Source organism: Bacillus sp. BD48 (assembly GCF_046566805.1).
GTDB lineage: Bacteria > Bacillota > Bacilli > Bacillales > Bacillaceae > Bacillus > Bacillus safensis.
Map to the genome: position 1 here is coordinate 410,199 of NZ_JANGFM010000002.1, position 15,871 is coordinate 426,069.

The following is a 15,871-nucleotide window of genomic DNA, read 5'->3' on the forward strand; positions in this document are numbered from 1 at the left end:
CACATCATAGACGCTATTGTATGCTAAACGAGGGTATTATGGTAAGGTTTTCATAGCCTATAGCACTCTACTAATCCTCATTGTGAACCCTTTAATAATCAGGGTTTGTATCAACGAATGAAGCAGCATCCCATAGATCTAAAGATTTCAAGTCTGATTGTGCAATTAGACCGATGGGTGATTGATTTTTTTCGAACAGGACGGCTTATCATCAGCGTCTTCTACGCAGTTTTCATCACCATTTATCACCTTTTTTACAATACTTTTCATCGGGAGTCAGATGAATGAACGATCCAAACGCGATTTTCCGCAGACAGAGTAAATACATGTTCTATCTATTGGCAATTTTTGTGTTTGGCTATGCCATGCCTGGTTTTAAACCACTGTTTCTTGGTTTGATTATCGGCACAATTTTTGCTTTCTTTAATTTATTCCTACTTATACGGAGAATGCACGCTTTTGATCGAGCGGTTAAAAAAGGAAAATCCATTCGTTCAATGGGAAGTACAGCCAGGTGGGCCAACGCGATTCTCGCAGTAGCGATTGCTTGGCGTTACCCTAATGAAGTTCATCTGGCAGGTGTTGTTATAGGATTAATGACAATATATCCTGTCATTATGATAGATTCCTTCATTCAACTTAAACGTTCTACTATGGAAGAGAGGTGAATACTCTTTGGGTCACAGTTCAAAAACTACAGAATTTTTAGGGTTAACGTTCAACTTATCCAACGTTCTCATGATTACGATTGCTAGTATCATCGTTCTTCTCATAGCGGTGCTGACTACTCGTGTTCTGGCTATTCGTCCGACAAAGGCGCAGAACTTCATGGAATGGATTGTTGATTTTGTTCGAAATATCATAGGTAGTTCGATGGACATGAAAACAGGAGCCCCATTTCTAGCGCTTGGCGTTACATTACTCATGTACATATTTGTTTCAAACATGCTTGGACTGCCATTCTCGATTACAGTCGATCACAACTTATGGTGGAAATCACCAACTGCTGATCCTGCAATCACAATGACACTAGCAATTTTGGTCATGGGTCTCACACACTACTATGGTGTCAAGGCAAAAGGAGTCAAGGAATATACGAAAGACTACTTTAGACCAATTCCGCTTTTAGTACCATTGAAACTTATTGAAGAATTTGCAAACACGCTAACACTTGGTTTGCGTCTTTACGGAAATATTTTCGCTGGAGAGATTCTTCTTGGGTTACTTGCAGGACTTGCGACCAATTTCTACTCGCAAAACATTGCGCTTGGTATCGTTGGTACATTAGGTGCCATCGTGCCGATGATTGTATGGCAGGCATTCAGTTTGTTTGTCGGAACAATCCAGGCATTTATCTTCACCATGCTGACAATGGTGTACATTTCCCATAAAGTCAGCGACGAACACTAAAAAATTGAGAGTCCAAAAAGGACGTTATTTTAAAGGAGGAGCTTTTTAATGAATTTAATAGCAGCAGCAATTGCAATCGGTTTAGGAGCACTAGGAGCAGGTATTGGTAACGGTCTAATCGTATCTAAAACAGTTGAAGGAATCGCTCGTCAGCCAGAAGCTGGTAGAGAACTAAGAACACTTATGTTCATCGGGGTCGCTTTAGTTGAGGCACTTCCAATTATCGCTGTCGTTATCGCATTCTTGGCATTCTTTGGTTAATATGTGAGAAGCGTTCTAATATGAATTTTAATGGCGAAGATCAGATTAGTTCGAAACTTCGCCATTCCTTTATGTTTTGTTTCTTAACATATTATTTAAAGAAGGGAGTTGCCGTACTAAATGTCTCAGTTACCAGTGGTTTTAGGAGCAGGGGGCTTAAGCTTCAACGCCGGTGATATGTTATTCCAGCTTATCGCTATGCTCATCTTGCTTGCACTTTTAAAGAAATTTGCGCTTAAGCCTTTATTAGGGATTATGAAACAGCGTGAAGATTATATAGGAAATGAAATTTCAAGTGCTGAAGAAAAGCACGTTCAAGCTGAAAAGCTTCTTGAAGAACAACGTGTCTTATTGAAAGAAGCACGCGAAGAATCACATACACTCATCGAAAATGCGAAAAAGATTGGTGAGAAACAAAAAGAAGAGATCATTCAAGCAGCACGACAAGAATCAGAGCGCTTGAAAGAGTCTGCTAGAACTGAAATCGTGAAAGAAAAAGAACAAGCTGTGGCTGCACTGCGTGAGCAGGTTGCATCACTATCTGTGTTGATTGCATCTAAAGTGATTGAAAAAGAACTTGATGAGCAGGCACAAGAGAAATTGATTCAAGAGTACCTTAAAGAGGCAGGCGAAAGCCGATGAGCGTAACTATTGTCTCTAAGCGTTACGCTTCTGCTCTTTTTGACATCGTTCTTGCTTCTTCGGCAGTAGACGAAACTGAAAAAGAGCTGAATGAGATCAAAAAAGTTCTAAAGGCTGATCAAGAGCTAAATGACTTCCTTGTTCATCCAAAGATTACGGCAGACAAAAAGAAACATTTGATTGCAGAAGCTTTCAAAGGTGTTTCTACTTATGTATTGCACACAATGTATTTACTGATTGACCGCGGACGCACGAATATTTTCTCTGAAATGACGTCTGAGTTTGTGAAACTTGCAAACCGCACGAAACAAATAGACGATGCGATCGTGTATTCAGTGAAACCGCTGAGCGGCGCTGAAATTCAATCTTTATCTGAAGTATTTGCCAAAAAAGCCGGAGTCACATCACTGCGTGTTGAAAATGTGATTGACAAGGATCTAATAGGCGGAGTGAAAATCCGTATCGGAAACCGCATTTATGACGGCAGTGTCAGCGGAAAGCTTTCCCGCATTGAACGTCAGCTTGCAGGCGAAAATCGTTAGAAGGGGTGAAACCTTAGTGAGTATCAAAGCTGAAGAGATTAGCGCGCTGATAAAGCAGCAAATCCAAAACTATCAATCTGAAATTGAAGTAAAAGATGTCGGTACAGTCATTCAAGTAGGGGACGGTATCGCGCGTGTACATGGCCTTGACAACATTATGGCAGGAGAGCTGGTTGAGTTCTCTAACGGTGTAATGGGTATGGCTCAAAACCTTGAGGAGTCTAACGTAGGTATCGTAATCTTAGGACCTTACAAAGATATCCGCGAAGGTGACGATGTAAAACGTACAGGTCGTATCATGGAGGTTCCAGTAGGTGAAGAGTTAATCGGACGTATTGTGAACCCGCTTGGTCAGCCTGTTGATGGACTAGGTCCAATTTTAACAAGCAAAACACGTCCAATCGAAAGTGAAGCACCTGGTGTTATGGATCGTAAATCTGTACATGAGCCGCTTCAAACGGGAATTAAAGCAATTGATGCCTTGATTCCAATCGGACGCGGACAGCGTGAATTGATCATTGGGGACCGTCAAACAGGTAAAACATCTGTTGCAATCGATACGATCCTTAACCAAAAAGATCAAGATATGATCTGTATTTATGTAGCCATCGGACAAAAAGAATCTACGGTTCGTGGTGTTGTTGAAACACTTCGTAAGCATGGTGCGCTTGACTACACAATCGTTGTCACAGCTTCTGCATCACAGCCAGCTCCACTTCTTTACCTTGCTCCTTATGCAGGTGTAACGATGGGTGAGGAATTCATGTATAACGGCAAGCACGTACTTGTTGTCTATGATGACCTTTCTAAACAAGCGGCAGCTTACCGTGAGCTTTCGTTATTGCTTCGTCGTCCTCCAGGTCGTGAGGCATTCCCTGGTGATGTTTTCTATCTTCACTCTCGTTTATTAGAACGTGCAGCGAAGCTTAGTGACGAAAAGGGTGGCGGTTCTATTACAGCATTGCCTTTCGTAGAAACGCAAGCTGGTGATATCTCTGCATATATCCCAACAAACGTTATTTCCATCACAGATGGACAGATTTTCTTACAATCTGACCTCTTCTTCTCAGGCGTACGTCCAGCGGTAAACGCAGGATTGTCTGTATCCCGTGTAGGTGGTTCTGCACAAATCAAAGCGATGAAAAAGGTAGCAGGTACACTTCGTTTGGATCTTGCTTCTTATCGTGAGCTTGAAGCATTCGCTCAGTTTGGATCTGATCTAGACCAAGCGACTCAAGCGAAATTAAACCGTGGTGCAAGAACAGTTGAAGTCTTAAAACAAGACTTGAACAAACCGCTTAAAGTTGAAAAACAAGTAGCGATTCTTTACGCACTAACAAGAGGATACTTAGACGATGTCGCGATTGCTGATGTCAAACGCTTCGAAGCTGAGTTATTCATGTACATTGAAGAAAACCATAAAGACTTGTTTGACACAATCTCTCAAACAGGAAACATGCCTGCTGATGAAGAGTGGAATACAGCAATCGAAGGCTTTAAACGTACGTTTGCACCAAGCAACTAATTAGTAATCTTTCCGAGAGAAAAAGATTCTCTTTTTCTCTCTTTTCACGTAAATGAACACGGATTCCTGAAAAAAGGTGGTGAAATCTTTGGCCTCATTACGCGATATAAAGTCAAGGATCACGTCAACGAAAAAATCGAGTCAGATCACAAAAGCGATGCAAATGGTATCAGCTGCGAAACTGAATCGTGCTGAAAACAATGCGAAGTCTTTTGTTCCTTACATGGAGAAAATCCAGGAAGTGGTTGCTGCAATCGCAACTGGAACAAGTGCTAAGCACCCAATGCTTCTTTCAAGACCCGTCAAGAAAACAGGGTATCTCGTCATCACATCTGATCGAGGGCTTGCAGGACCTTTTAACAGCTCGATTTTGCGTGCCGCTTACCAAACCATTCAATCTCGTCATCAATCCGCTGATGAATATGCGGTGATTGTCATTGGTAAAATCGGACGCGACTTCTTCAAAAAGCGTGGTATTCCAGTTATTTCTGAAGTAACAGGGCTTGGAGACGAAGTAGCGTTTGCTGATATTAAAGAATTAGCAAGCAGTACCGTTCAAATGTTCTCTGATGAAGCGTTTGATGAGCTTTACATGTTCTACAATCACTTTGTCAGTGCGATTTCACAAGAAGTAACAGAGAAGAAATTATTGCCGCTAACGGACCTTTCGGCCGCAGCGACACCAAATAAACGTTCCGCATCTTATGAGTTTGAGCCTTCTGAAGAAGAGATTCTTGAAGTTCTCCTTCCTCAATATGCAGAGAGTTTGATTTTCGGTGCGCTTCTTGACAGCAAAGCAAGTGAACATGCTGCAAGAATGACAGCAATGAAGAGTGCAACAGACAACGCAAAAGAATTGATCGACAGCCTGACACTCTCTTACAACCGTGCTCGTCAAGCAGCGATTACACAAGAGATTACAGAAATTGTCGGCGGAGCAGCTGCCTTAGAATAGAAATAATTGTCAGGAGGGAATGCAATGAAAACAGGACGCATCAGTCAGATCATGGGACCAGTCGTAGACGTTCGTTTTGAAGACGGTCACTTGCCTGAGATTTATAATGCGATCAAAGTTTCGCATAAAGCGGAAAGCGAAAGTGAAGTTGATATCGACTTAACTTTAGAAGTAGCACTACATTTAGGTGATGATACAGTGAGAACCATCGCGATGGCATCAACAGACGGTGTGAAGCGCGGTATGGAAGCTGTAGACCTTGGAAAACCAATTTCAGTACCAGTTGGTAACGTAACACTTGGACGTGTATTCAACGTACTGGGAGATAACATTGACTTAGATGAGCCACTTGGTGTGGAAGCGCAAAGAGATCCAATCCACAGACAAGCGCCTTCTTTTGATCAACTTTCTACAGAAGTTGAAATTCTTGAAACAGGTATCAAAGTTGTTGACTTGCTTGCTCCTTACATCAAAGGTGGAAAGATCGGTCTATTCGGTGGAGCCGGTGTAGGTAAAACCGTTCTGATTCAAGAATTGATCAATAACATCGCACAAGAACACGGCGGTATTTCTGTATTCGCTGGTGTTGGAGAGCGTACACGTGAAGGAAACGACCTTTACTACGAAATGAAAGATTCTGGCGTTATCGAGAAAACAGCCATGGTCTTCGGCCAAATGAACGAGCCGCCAGGTGCACGTATGCGTGTTGCCCTAACTGGTTTGACAATGGCAGAGCATTTCCGTGATGAACAAGGTCAAGACGTATTGTTCTTTATCGATAACATTTATCGTTTTACACAAGCAGGTTCTGAAGTATCAGCCCTTCTTGGACGTATGCCTTCAGCGGTAGGTTATCAGCCGACACTAGCAACAGAAATGGGTCAGCTGCAAGAGCGTATCACGTCTACAAACGTAGGATCGGTTACATCGATTCAAGCGATCTATGTACCTGCGGATGACTATACGGATCCAGCTCCAGCAACAACATTCGCTCACCTTGATGCAACGACAAACCTTGAGCGTAAGCTGACTGAAATGGGTATTTACCCAGCGGTTGATCCTCTTGCTTCAACATCTCGTGCACTTGCACCTGAGATCGTTGGTGAAGAGCATTACGCGATTGCGCGTGAAGTGCAGCAAACATTGCAGCGTTATAAAGAGCTTCAAGATATTATTGCCATTTTAGGTATGGATGAATTATCTGAGGACGATAAGCTTGTGGTACACAGAGCGCGTCGTATTCAATTCTTCCTATCTCAAAACTTCCACGTAGCAGAGCAGTTCACTGGCCAAAAGGGTTCTTATGTGCCATTGAAAGAAACTGTTAAAGGCTTCAAGGAAATCTTGTCTGGTAAATACGATCACCTTCCAGAAGATGCATTCCGCTTAGTTGGACGCATTGAAGAAGTGATTGAAAAAGCCAAAGAGATGGGTGTAGAGGCCTAATCTGGTCCTTAGGAGGGTAAAAGCATGAAGACCGTTCAAGTCAATATCGTTACTCCCGACGGCCCAGTGTATCAAGCGGATGTGGAAATGGTCAGTGTAAGAGCAGAAAGCGGTGAGCTTGGTATTTTAGCTGGCCACGTTCCAATGGTTGCTCCGCTAAAAATCGGTGCAGTTCGCTTAAAACATAGTGGATCAACTGAATTGGTTGCAGTAAGTGGCGGATTTGTTGAAGTCCGCCCTGAACAAGTAACGATTCTTGCTCAGGCCGCTGAAACATCAGACAAAGTTGATGTCGATCGTGCTAAATCAGCGAAACAGCGTGCTGAAGAGCATTTGAACCACCCGAATGAAAGTGATGTACGCCGGGCGGAACTCGCATTAAAACGGGCGTTAAACCGTTTAAATGTAGCAGGGAAATAAAACAGAAAAACCTTCTTATCACAATGATAAGAAGGTTTTTTTAGGATGACATAAGAGATTGATACATCGACACATAAGGATGAGATGCTTGCTTTTCTAGATATAAGTTCTCGCAAAATTGCGTACTGCAATGCCATGTTTTATTGTTTCTGCGTAAGCCAAGCGTATATTTGTGCGGAGAGTCCATATAAGGCCGCACCACCCAGTCAGCATCTGAATGATGACGGATGACAACCTCTCCTAAATACACACTCATCATCGCTTCTAATGCATCTATTGGCATTTTCCACTCAGCGAACAGCTGCTTGGTCAATGCATCGAAGTATAGTGATTCTAACTGATACAGGCTTTCCTCAGAGTGATCCAAAGAAATGTTATGAAAATGACACAATTGCGCTAATTCTTCTAGCTGTGTCTGTCTATAATCAAAGTAGAAAGCAATGGCCTCCCATTCATGATCAAATGAGGGAACCAATTCTCCGTACAAATCAACAAAGTCAGGAAAAGAATCTTTCAATGTGTTCAGCTCCTTCCACACGCAGTATATCATCTCCTTGGCATCAGGATAAGAGGGGATTCACACTAAATGTAGCTCTTTTTTCCAAATGATTCATCTTTCCGATTTTCGAGGATATAATGAAAGGGAGTTTTCCTTTACAGAAATAAATAAAAGGAGGATTCAACTGTATGGAAGACGTAGGACAACAAGCAATCGTGGGCATTGTGATCCACCTATTTTTTATCGCGGTTACATGGTGGGCACTGCTTGCTGTAAATATTGATCCACTCATTAAAAAAGGGAAAATCGTTCAAGCAAGGCTGCTGATGATGCTCATTACCATTGCCATCGCATCTGCGGTCAGCAATTTCTTCCTTGATTACTTAAACTTCTCCAGACAAATTCCTTATATGTTCTAACATAAAAGGTTTGGTCACTGCCTTCTGCGGGAACGTAAAAGGAAGGGTCAAAAGGTTGACCTTTTGTTGACTTTTCCACGTATGCATTGACCTCCTTGCGGCAACACTTGTAGCAAGGGGGAATGACAAGTGAGAAAGTATTTGAAAGGTTGGCCATTATTTGCGTTTATTCTTTTTTTTGTTCTGATGATTCAAGGTGTTCGTGCGGAAGAATCTTCTCCGCTCGCTCAAATAGCAGAGGGTCTGAAAAACCAGCAAATCGAAGTCGATGGGTGGACCCTTCATGCCAAAACAAATGTAGATATTTCATCCGAACAATTTTCAAAAAAAGTGAAACGTTTGAAAGACGAACTACGACAGTATGAGTGGACCGAAAAAAAAGAGAAACATGTCACCAAAGTCACAGGAATTTACAAAGATGAAAAAAATGATACAGTATCGAAAATTTTACTCGTGAAGACCGACACAAAATCCAACCAAAAGTCGTATTTATTATATGAGCAAAAAGGTGCTCGCCCACTGAATACCTGGGAGCATACATATGATCAGTTCGTACGTCATGCAAAAAGCATATTACAAGAGAAAATTGTAATTTTTACTTGTCTCGATGGTCATGTAAATGGTATGATGGATGTTGTTTTGCAAAAAAAAGCTGAAACGTTAGCAAATGAATTTCAAGCAAAACCAGTTGAGTATCTCGTTGAGTCTAATTTTGTGTCGCTTTCCGCTTACACAGATAAGTGGGAACAGTTCATTATGACTTCAAATGATAAAATGAATGTTCAAATTGCCATCAGAAGTTCGGAAATGAACGAAAATCATACGATTACGGTTGGCACACCAATCGTAACGACTGAATATTAATATAGAGAATTTGGGACGCGGAGGGGAAGACCTTGGAAAAAATCATCGTCCGCGGCGGTCAAAAGTTAAACGGCACAGTTAAAGTAGAAGGCGCAAAAAATGCCGTTTTACCAGTTATCGCTGCATCTTTGTTAGCAAGTACAGAAAAAAGCGTAATTTGTGATGTACCTACGCTCTCCGATGTATATACAATCAATGAAGTGTTACGTCATTTAGGAGCAGAAGTACATTTTGAAAATAACGAAGTATCAGTTGATGCATCTCATGCACTAGAAACTGAGGCTCCGTTTGAGTATGTCCGTAAAATGCGAGCATCCGTGCTTGTCATGGGACCACTTTTAGCAAGAACAGGTCATGCAAGAGTTGCATTACCTGGAGGCTGTGCGATTGGTTCAAGACCAATTGATCAGCATTTAAAAGGCTTTGAAGCAATGGGAGCTAAAATTCAAGTAGGTAATGGTTTCATCGAGGCTGAAGTAAAAGGCCGTTTAAAAGGTGCAAAAATTTATTTGGATTTCCCAAGTGTAGGGGCAACTGAAAACATCATCATGGCAGCAGCATTAGCTGAAGGAACAACAATTTTAGAAAACGTAGCAAAAGAACCTGAAATTGTTGATTTAGCAAACTACATCAATGCCATGGGCGGTAAGGTTCGCGGTGCTGGTACTGGTACAATCAAAATCGAAGGTGTGGAAACACTTCACGGTGCAAAACACAACATCATCCCTGATAGAATTGAAGCAGGTACTTTCATGGTGGCAGCAGCCATTACAGAAGGAAACGTTCTTGTAAAAGGTGCAGTGCCAGAGCACATGACATCACTTGTTGCAAAAATGGAAGAAATGGGTATTCAGATCATTGAAGAAGAAGAAGGTTTAAGAGTCATTGGACCATCTGAGCTCAAGCCAATCGATCTAAAAACAATGCCGCATCCTGGGTTCCCAACGGATATGCAATCTCAGATGATGGCGCTATTGCTTCGTGCGAACGGAACAAGCATGATCACAGAAACGGTGTTTGAAAACCGCTTTATGCATGCTGAAGAATTCCGCCGCATGAATGGCGATATTAAAATTGAGGGTCGCTCTGTCATTATCAATGGGCCGGTTCAACTTCAAGGTGCTGAAGTGGCAGCGACTGATTTAAGAGCAGGAGCAGCACTTGTACTTGCTGGATTAGTGGCAGAAGGTCATACACGTGTCACTGAGTTGAAGCATATTGACCGTGGTTATGTGAACTTCCACCAAAAGCTTGCAGCAATCGGTGCAGATATTGAAAGAGTCAACGATGAATCAGCAGATGTGACACAAGAACAAGTTGTATCAGATCTGAACGCTTAATCATGAAAGAAATCAGTGTGTCCATTGGGGCATGCTGATTTTTTTTTAGAATCATAGAATGACTCATTTCACGAAGCTTATCAATAGTGTATCCAACCATCTTAAATTTTATTCATACAGACGAACAGTAAAATCCATCGAAGAACAGCCTCATATCTTCATAAAAGACTTGTCCACTAAATGAAAGAAGCTGTCATATTAGCTTGTCCCTGTCCATAGGATAAAAGAGATTCAATGACAAATGGGGGCAGCCGAATATGAAACCAATGATATGGACAATCGCAGGAATATGCATCATCATTTTAATGATTCCAACATTACTTGTGTTGCCGACGTTCCAAGGGAAGCCGGCGGCCAGCCAGCACGTAGCGGCGGAACCATCAGTTAAAAAAGAAGTCAAGGGTTCAGTCAAATTGAAGCAATCCCCCGTCGCTATCCCCGTCTATCGCTCAGCTCATCAGCAGGTAGAAAACATCCCCTTAGAAGAGTATGTGATCGGTGTCGTCGCATCTGAAATGCCAGCTGATTTTGAAATGGAAGCACTCAAGGCACAGGCGCTCGCAGCAAGAACGTATATCGTCAGACAAATGATCAGCGATAAGACCGTCAAATCGCCTAAAGGCTCTCTTGTAGATGATACCCAAATGTTCCAAGTTTACAAAAACAAGCAGGAACTCAAGAAAATTTGGGGGAAATCGTACAATTGGAAATTAAAAAAGGTCACGGAAGCTGTCGCCAGTACACAAGGAAAAGTGCTGACTTATGACGAGAAACCAATTGATGCTTCATTCTTTTCAACAAGTAACGGAAAAACGGAAAATGCCGAAGCCTATTGGAAAAACGAAATCCCTTATTTGAAAAGTGTCTCAAGTAAATGGGACGAAAAATCGCCAAAATTTCAAAACAAGAAAACCATCTCGGTGAGTGAATTTCAACAAAAATTAGGTGTGACGCTCACTCAGCAGGCTCAGGTCGGACAGATTGTAGAACGGACACCAGGAAACCAGGTAGCGAAAGCCGTGATCAACGGTAAAACGCTCTCAGGCCGAGACATTCGGGAATCACTAGGCCTTCATTCAGCGGACTTCACATGGGAACGCCAAGGTCAGCAGATTGTGATTACAACAAAAGGATATGGGCATGGTGTAGGCATGAGTCAATATGGTGCGCATTATATGGCGCAGGCAGGCAAGAAAGTAGATGCCATCGTGAAACATTATTATAAAGGAATTCAAATCGAATCAGCCGATCGTTTTCTCAACACATATATGGCTAAAAAATAAAGCAAAGGTGTCTCAGAAATGAGGCATTTTTTTTGTGTGTTCAAAGAGGTTTGAACAGAATGTGACAAATTGCGACTTAAGACGCACCGAAGGAAAACTTAAACATTTACGTCCCGATAAGAACTGATGGCCGATACAAAGCCCCTCAAAAGGAGGAGAAATCGAGAGGATCATTGGCTCGTTAGGTGAAAATATCTAGACATCTGACAGAATTTTAGTGATTTTGATGAAAGAGAAAAAGGGACCGAGTCCTATACCATTCCAAGACAGAATATTTTACGATTAAGATGTTTCAATCAAATACATAAGGAGGAAGGAAAATTATGTTGAAAAAAGTATTCTCACTCGTAACCTTAGCTGTATTGACATTATCTATGTCAATCTCTTCACCAGTATTTGCAGAAGCATCTACAGTCAAAAAACATAATAAAGATGTAAGAGTCACAATCTTGCTTGATGCAAGTGGAAGCATGGCAAGAAAAGTTGAGGGAGAGCGCAAATTTGATCTCGCAAAACAAGAGGTATTTAAATTTGCTCAGTCACTTCCAAAAGACGCTAAAATTCGTATGAGCTTGTTTGGTTCTGAAGGAAACAACAAAAATTCAGGTAAAGCTCAATCATGTGAAGTCATTAGAGGTGTTTACGGCGTACAGCCTTATGAAAAGGACAGCTTCGAAAACTCTTTAAACGGACTTGGGCCAACTGGCTGGACACCGATTGCACGTGCTCTTGAAAGTGCAAAGCAAGCGGATGAGCAGCTTACTAAAGGAACAAAGCATATAGTGTACTTAATCACTGATGGTGAAGAAACTTGTGGCGGAGATCCAGTAAAAGTAGCAAAAGAATTGCATAACTCAAAAGGATCGACTGTTGTAAATGTGATCGGATTAGACTTTAACGATGGCTATGAAGGTCAATTGAAGCAAGTAGCCAAAGCTGGTAAAGGCCATTACTACCAAGCAAGCACTGGTAAAGAAATGGGATCTATCTTTACAGCAGAATCATTAAAACTACACGAATAACTTGCTGAACAAAAGGGAAACGATTGATTTATGCTTTCGTTTCTCTTTTTCTGTACAAAAGTAAAAAGGGAGGTTTTTTATTGATGAAAAGAAATATCATATTAACCATTTTGGCTAGTCTTGTCCTGCTTCTTTCTTCACCAGCTCATGCTGTAACAAAACAGGAGCCGCCTGCGCATGTGGTGATATTACTCGATTTAAGCGGGAGCATGGCACAATCAGTTGAAGGAGAAAAGAAAATCGATATCGCCAAAAGGTCTATTCAAAGCTTCGCGAGCATTTTATCCGAAGATACACAAGTTCTGCTTCGCGTGTTTGGTCATGAAGGAACCAATAAAAATGCAGGGAAAGCTGTTTCTTGTTCAAGTTCTGAAGCCGTTTACGGGTTTGGATCATATGAGCCATCAACATTTCAGCAAGCACTGAATGTGTATAAGCCAACTGGCTGGACACCACTTGCAAAAGCATTAACAGATACAAAACAAGATTTTGAAGATCATCAGGCTGAAGGGAAAAATATTGTTTATGTGGTCAGTGACGGTGAAGAAACTTGTGGTGGAAGCCCTTCACAAGCAGCAAAAGAATTACATGAAGACGGAATTGATACAATCGTCAATATCATTGGCTTCGACGTGAATGAAAAAGAAGCAAAAAGTCTAAAATCTGTAGCAAAAGCGGGTGGAGGACAATATCAACCGGCGGCAAATGCTGAAGAATTGAACCGCATTCTTCAACAAGAAGCGAGCGCTTTTGGTCGGTAGAGAATGAAATGGCAGCTGGGGAAAACACCCCAGCTGTTTTTTATGTTGACGATCAATTCAAAGTCGTTTCTAATTCATCAATTCGTTTCTCCACGTAATGCTGATCCTTTCTTGCATGGAAGGTTTCAGCTTTTTCTAATATGGCTGCCGTATTATATTCAGGAATCTGTGAGTAGCTCTCATACACACCTTTAGGAATTAAAACGTTTCCTTCAGGCCAATAAACTGCGATATTGCCACGTCTCAACTCTCCGAATTGAGCCACTCCTTGATAGGACCCATATTGATTAAAGAGAACAACTGGATCACCTTCTTGAACGTAAAGCTCTTTTGCATCTTCTTCATTCATTAGGATAGAATGTCGTTTTCCACCATTAAAGGCATCCTTTTCACTGTAGATCATGGAGTTGAATTGTTTTCCTCTTCTTGTCGTGATATTGAAATGCCCCTCGGTTTTTCGATATTGAGGCAGCTGGGCAGGAAGAAGGTGCCCCTTGCCATCTGGTGTTGGACATACGCCATCTTCACAAAGCCATGCGCCTCCCCATTGAAAAACGTCTCCTTTATGACGTAAATGCTGGATGCCATCATAGTTTCGATTGGCGATCGCAATCTCACGACGAATGTCTTCAGCTGTTTCAAAATGAATGAGTTCGGCATCTTCTGGCCGGACTCTTTTCGCAAGATCAATATAGATGTCCCATTCTGCTCTTGCTTCCTCAATACGAGGTCCTTCAATTTCTGGACTGAAATATACCATACGTTCCGTACTGGTTGATGTGCCGCCGCCTGGTTGTTCATACCTTGTCATAGCAGGTAGAACAATCACCGCCTCTTCAGCGTCTACAAGCGTAGAGGTATTCAAAATGATATCTTGGTGGACACGGAGTTCAAGTTCAGATAATGCTTTTTCAATCGCTTCTGGATTTGGCATCGTTTCTAAAAAGTTTCCGCCGCTCGTAAACAGCATTTTGAGTTTTTGTGGATGGTCTTTTGGGAGAGCCATCTTCTCAAAGGATTGCCCAATGGTATCACCATGCCATTTAGGAATGTCAAATCCCCATATATGTTCGATTCTTTCAATATTCTCTTCATCAAAATCACTACCGGGTAAAGCGAATGGATCAGCACCCATTTCACCGGAACCTTGGACGCCGCTATGCCCACGAATTGGCATGACACCACAATGTTTTCTGCCAATGAATCCTCGGAGCATGGCAAGGTTGGCAACCTGTGATATATTATCAGTTGCAAACCGGTGCTGGGTAAGGCCCATACTCCAAATAAAAACGCCTGAATTAGCATTTGCCAGGAGTATCGCAAATTCCTTCATTCTTTCTTTTGATAAACCTGATGATGCTTCTAGGTCCTCCCACTTCAACTGTGCGACATGCTGCTTTAAATCCTGTATGCCTGTTGTATGGTTTTGAATAAATTCATGATCAAGAGCCGAATGGGGAGCATTCTGCTCCATGTCAAACCAATGCTTGATGACGCCGTTCATAAACGCAATATCGCCACCTATATTGACTTGGTAAAAATCATCTGCGATTTTTGTGCCGAATAAAGCACTTTCTGGAATAGAAGGAACCCAGTACTTTTCCATGGCAGGCTCTTTATACGGATTGATGACGATAATTTTTGTCCCTTTCTTTTTAGCAGCGTACATATATTTAGTGGAAACAGGCTGATTGTTTGCTGCGACAGATCCCCAAAAAATTAATACGTCCGTTCCAATCCAATCACTGTAATTACAGCTTGAAGCACCGATGCCAAGGGACCGTTTAAGAGCGGTTTTACTCGGTGAATGGCAAATGCGAGAGGCATTATCAATATGATTTGTCCCCATAAATCGAGCTGCCTTTGCAGCGGTATAATAAACTTCATTTGTAATTCCTCTGGCGGTTAAATAGAAAGCAAGCTGTCGTTTATCAATTGATTGGATTTTAGCTGCAATTTGATCTAATGCATCATCCCAAGAAATACGTGTAAAGGCATTGTCCCCTTTTTTTCGAATCAATGGATAAGGAATTCGCCCAAGCTTGCGAAGAGAGGTGCTGTCCATTTGCTTTAGCTGATGAATATCTTCAAACCATTTTGGATCAATAGCTGGCATTGTGTTAAGACGAAGCACATTTAGTCTTGTGGTGCATATATGAGGTCCTGCGAGCGTTTGATCATACAGTCCTGAGACACCAAGAGCACAGCCGTCACAAACGCCCTGCGTTAAAATACGGTACGCGTAGGGAAGGTTATCTTTGTTCTCCCATGCCACTTTCATCGTATCTCGAATGTGTTTCGGTTTCACTTTGCCAAGCCCCATTGGTGCAAAAGAGGCCCATAGCTTTGGTGAGGGTTTTTTATTGAGTTTAACAGGCCCCTTATGTTTTGTTTTCCCCATGAGATCATCACCCTCCTATTACTTTGTAAAGCGTTTTCATATCTAAAAATTACCTTTAGATTGTGATTCTGTCAAATTCAA

General features: G+C 41.8%; 17 protein-coding genes. 15 read left to right on the top strand and 2 right to left on the bottom strand.

The window, feature by feature from the left end; translation table 11 throughout:
- Positions 1-284: 284 nt before the first annotated feature.
- The 9 genes from ACLGGR_RS07080 to ACLGGR_RS07120 all read left to right on the top strand — a co-directional run bounded on the left by ACLGGR_RS07080 (position 285) and on the right by ACLGGR_RS07120 (position 7,201).
- Positions 285-668 carry an ATP synthase subunit I gene (locus tag ACLGGR_RS07080; protein ID WP_003215321.1) on the top strand — a complete coding sequence of 128 codons (384 nt, stop codon included), beginning with the start codon at positions 285-287 and terminating at the stop codon, positions 666-668.
- 7 nt (positions 669-675) lie between these two features.
- Positions 676-1,410 carry a F0F1 ATP synthase subunit A gene (gene atpB, locus ACLGGR_RS07085; protein WP_142945402.1) on the top strand — a complete coding sequence of 245 codons (735 nt, stop codon included), beginning with the start codon at positions 676-678 and terminating at the stop codon, positions 1,408-1,410.
- Positions 1,411-1,458: 48 nt separating this feature from the next.
- A complete protein-coding gene (atpE, locus tag ACLGGR_RS07090) occupies positions 1,459-1,671 on the top strand; it encodes a F0F1 ATP synthase subunit C (protein WP_003214968.1) in 213 nt (70 codons plus the stop codon).
- A 120-nt stretch (positions 1,672-1,791) separates the two neighbouring features.
- Positions 1,792-2,313 (top strand): F0F1 ATP synthase subunit B, encoded by a 522-nt coding sequence (atpF, locus tag ACLGGR_RS07095; protein WP_034281220.1) that lies wholly within the window; start codon positions 1,792-1,794, stop codon positions 2,311-2,313.
- The gene (locus ACLGGR_RS07100) at positions 2,310-2,855 is read left to right on the top strand and encodes a F0F1 ATP synthase subunit delta (RefSeq protein ID WP_024423729.1); all 546 of its coding nucleotides are present in this window, start codon (positions 2,310-2,312) and stop codon (positions 2,853-2,855) included. The genes atpF and ACLGGR_RS07100 overlap by 4 nt, the downstream gene beginning before the upstream one ends.
- 16 nt (positions 2,856-2,871) lie before the next feature.
- Complete coding sequence (atpA, locus tag ACLGGR_RS07105) at positions 2,872-4,380, top strand: F0F1 ATP synthase subunit alpha (RefSeq protein WP_034660286.1); 1,509 nt, start codon at positions 2,872-2,874, stop codon at positions 4,378-4,380.
- An 88-nt stretch (positions 4,381-4,468) separates the two neighbouring features.
- Positions 4,469-5,335 (top strand): F0F1 ATP synthase subunit gamma, encoded by an 867-nt coding sequence (locus ACLGGR_RS07110; protein WP_024423727.1) that lies wholly within the window; start codon positions 4,469-4,471, stop codon positions 5,333-5,335.
- A 24-nt stretch (positions 5,336-5,359) separates the two neighbouring features.
- Positions 5,360-6,781 carry a F0F1 ATP synthase subunit beta gene (atpD, locus tag ACLGGR_RS07115; RefSeq protein WP_024423726.1) on the top strand — a complete coding sequence of 474 codons (1,422 nt, stop codon included), beginning with the start codon at positions 5,360-5,362 and terminating at the stop codon, positions 6,779-6,781.
- A 24-nt stretch (positions 6,782-6,805) separates the two neighbouring features.
- Entirely contained in the window at positions 6,806-7,201 is a 396-nt protein-coding gene (locus ACLGGR_RS07120; protein ID WP_003214592.1) for a F0F1 ATP synthase subunit epsilon, read from the top strand.
- A gap of 40 nt (positions 7,202-7,241) precedes the next feature.
- Here the strand turns inward: ACLGGR_RS07120 and ACLGGR_RS07125 are convergent, their stop codons facing one another.
- The gene (locus ACLGGR_RS07125; RefSeq protein WP_024423725.1) at positions 7,242-7,718 is read right to left on the bottom strand and encodes a hypothetical protein; all 477 of its coding nucleotides are present in this window, start codon (positions 7,716-7,718) and stop codon (positions 7,242-7,244) included.
- Positions 7,719-7,888: 170 nt separating this feature from the next.
- Here ACLGGR_RS07125 and ACLGGR_RS07130 point away from each other — a divergent pair, with 170 nt between their 5' ends.
- The 6 genes from ACLGGR_RS07130 (at position 7,889) to ACLGGR_RS07155 (ending at position 13,389) form a co-directional block, all read left to right on the top strand.
- The gene (locus tag ACLGGR_RS07130; RefSeq protein ID WP_024423724.1) at positions 7,889-8,119 is read left to right on the top strand and encodes a DUF1146 family protein; all 231 of its coding nucleotides are present in this window, start codon (positions 7,889-7,891) and stop codon (positions 8,117-8,119) included.
- 129 nt (positions 8,120-8,248) lie between these two features.
- The gene (locus ACLGGR_RS07135) at positions 8,249-8,983 is read left to right on the top strand and encodes a YwmB family TATA-box binding protein (RefSeq protein ID WP_142945400.1); all 735 of its coding nucleotides are present in this window, start codon (positions 8,249-8,251) and stop codon (positions 8,981-8,983) included.
- 32 nt (positions 8,984-9,015) lie between these two features.
- Positions 9,016-10,323: a UDP-N-acetylglucosamine 1-carboxyvinyltransferase gene (murA, locus tag ACLGGR_RS07140; RefSeq protein ID WP_024423722.1), complete on the top strand. Its 1,308-nt coding sequence runs from the start codon at positions 9,016-9,018 to the stop codon at positions 10,321-10,323.
- Positions 10,324-10,580: 257 nt separating this feature from the next.
- A complete protein-coding gene (gene spoIID, locus ACLGGR_RS07145; protein ID WP_323648675.1) occupies positions 10,581-11,606 on the top strand; it encodes a stage II sporulation protein D in 1,026 nt (341 codons plus the stop codon).
- Between the two features lie 323 nt (positions 11,607-11,929).
- The gene (locus ACLGGR_RS07150; protein ID WP_142945399.1) at positions 11,930-12,628 is read left to right on the top strand and encodes a VWA domain-containing protein; all 699 of its coding nucleotides are present in this window, start codon (positions 11,930-11,932) and stop codon (positions 12,626-12,628) included.
- A gap of 83 nt (positions 12,629-12,711) precedes the next feature.
- On the top strand, positions 12,712-13,389 hold the full coding sequence (locus tag ACLGGR_RS07155) for a VWA domain-containing protein (RefSeq protein WP_410972784.1): 678 nt from the start codon (positions 12,712-12,714) through the stop codon (positions 13,387-13,389).
- 52 nt (positions 13,390-13,441) lie between these two features.
- On the opposite strand, the gene ACLGGR_RS07160 is transcribed toward ACLGGR_RS07155, so the two are convergent.
- Complete coding sequence (locus ACLGGR_RS07160; RefSeq protein ID WP_410972785.1) at positions 13,442-15,790, bottom strand: FdhF/YdeP family oxidoreductase; 2,349 nt, start codon at positions 15,788-15,790, stop codon at positions 13,442-13,444.
- Positions 15,791-15,871: the final 81 nt, after the last annotated feature.

Coding starts and splice junctions, on each gene's coding strand:
- ACLGGR_RS07100 (WP_024423729.1), top strand. CDS start 2,310: ATGAGCGTAACTATTGTCTCTAAGCGTTACGCTTCTGCTCTTTTTGAC.
- ACLGGR_RS07120 (WP_003214592.1), top strand. CDS start 6,806: ATGAAGACCGTTCAAGTCAATATCGTTACTCCCGACGGCCCAGTGTAT.
- ACLGGR_RS07130 (WP_024423724.1), top strand. CDS start 7,889: ATGGAAGACGTAGGACAACAAGCAATCGTGGGCATTGTGATCCACCTA.
- ACLGGR_RS07150 (WP_142945399.1), top strand. CDS start 11,930: ATGTTGAAAAAAGTATTCTCACTCGTAACCTTAGCTGTATTGACATTA.
- atpD (WP_024423726.1), top strand. CDS start 5,360: ATGAAAACAGGACGCATCAGTCAGATCATGGGACCAGTCGTAGACGTT.
- ACLGGR_RS07160 (WP_410972785.1), bottom strand. CDS start 15,790: ATGGGGAAAACAAAACATAAGGGGCCTGTTAAACTCAATAAAAAACCC.
- atpF (WP_034281220.1), top strand. CDS start 1,792: ATGTCTCAGTTACCAGTGGTTTTAGGAGCAGGGGGCTTAAGCTTCAAC.
- spoIID (WP_323648675.1), top strand. CDS start 10,581: ATGAAACCAATGATATGGACAATCGCAGGAATATGCATCATCATTTTA.
- atpE (WP_003214968.1), top strand. CDS start 1,459: ATGAATTTAATAGCAGCAGCAATTGCAATCGGTTTAGGAGCACTAGGA.
- ACLGGR_RS07080 (WP_003215321.1), top strand. CDS start 285: ATGAACGATCCAAACGCGATTTTCCGCAGACAGAGTAAATACATGTTC.
- ACLGGR_RS07155 (WP_410972784.1), top strand. CDS start 12,712: ATGAAAAGAAATATCATATTAACCATTTTGGCTAGTCTTGTCCTGCTT.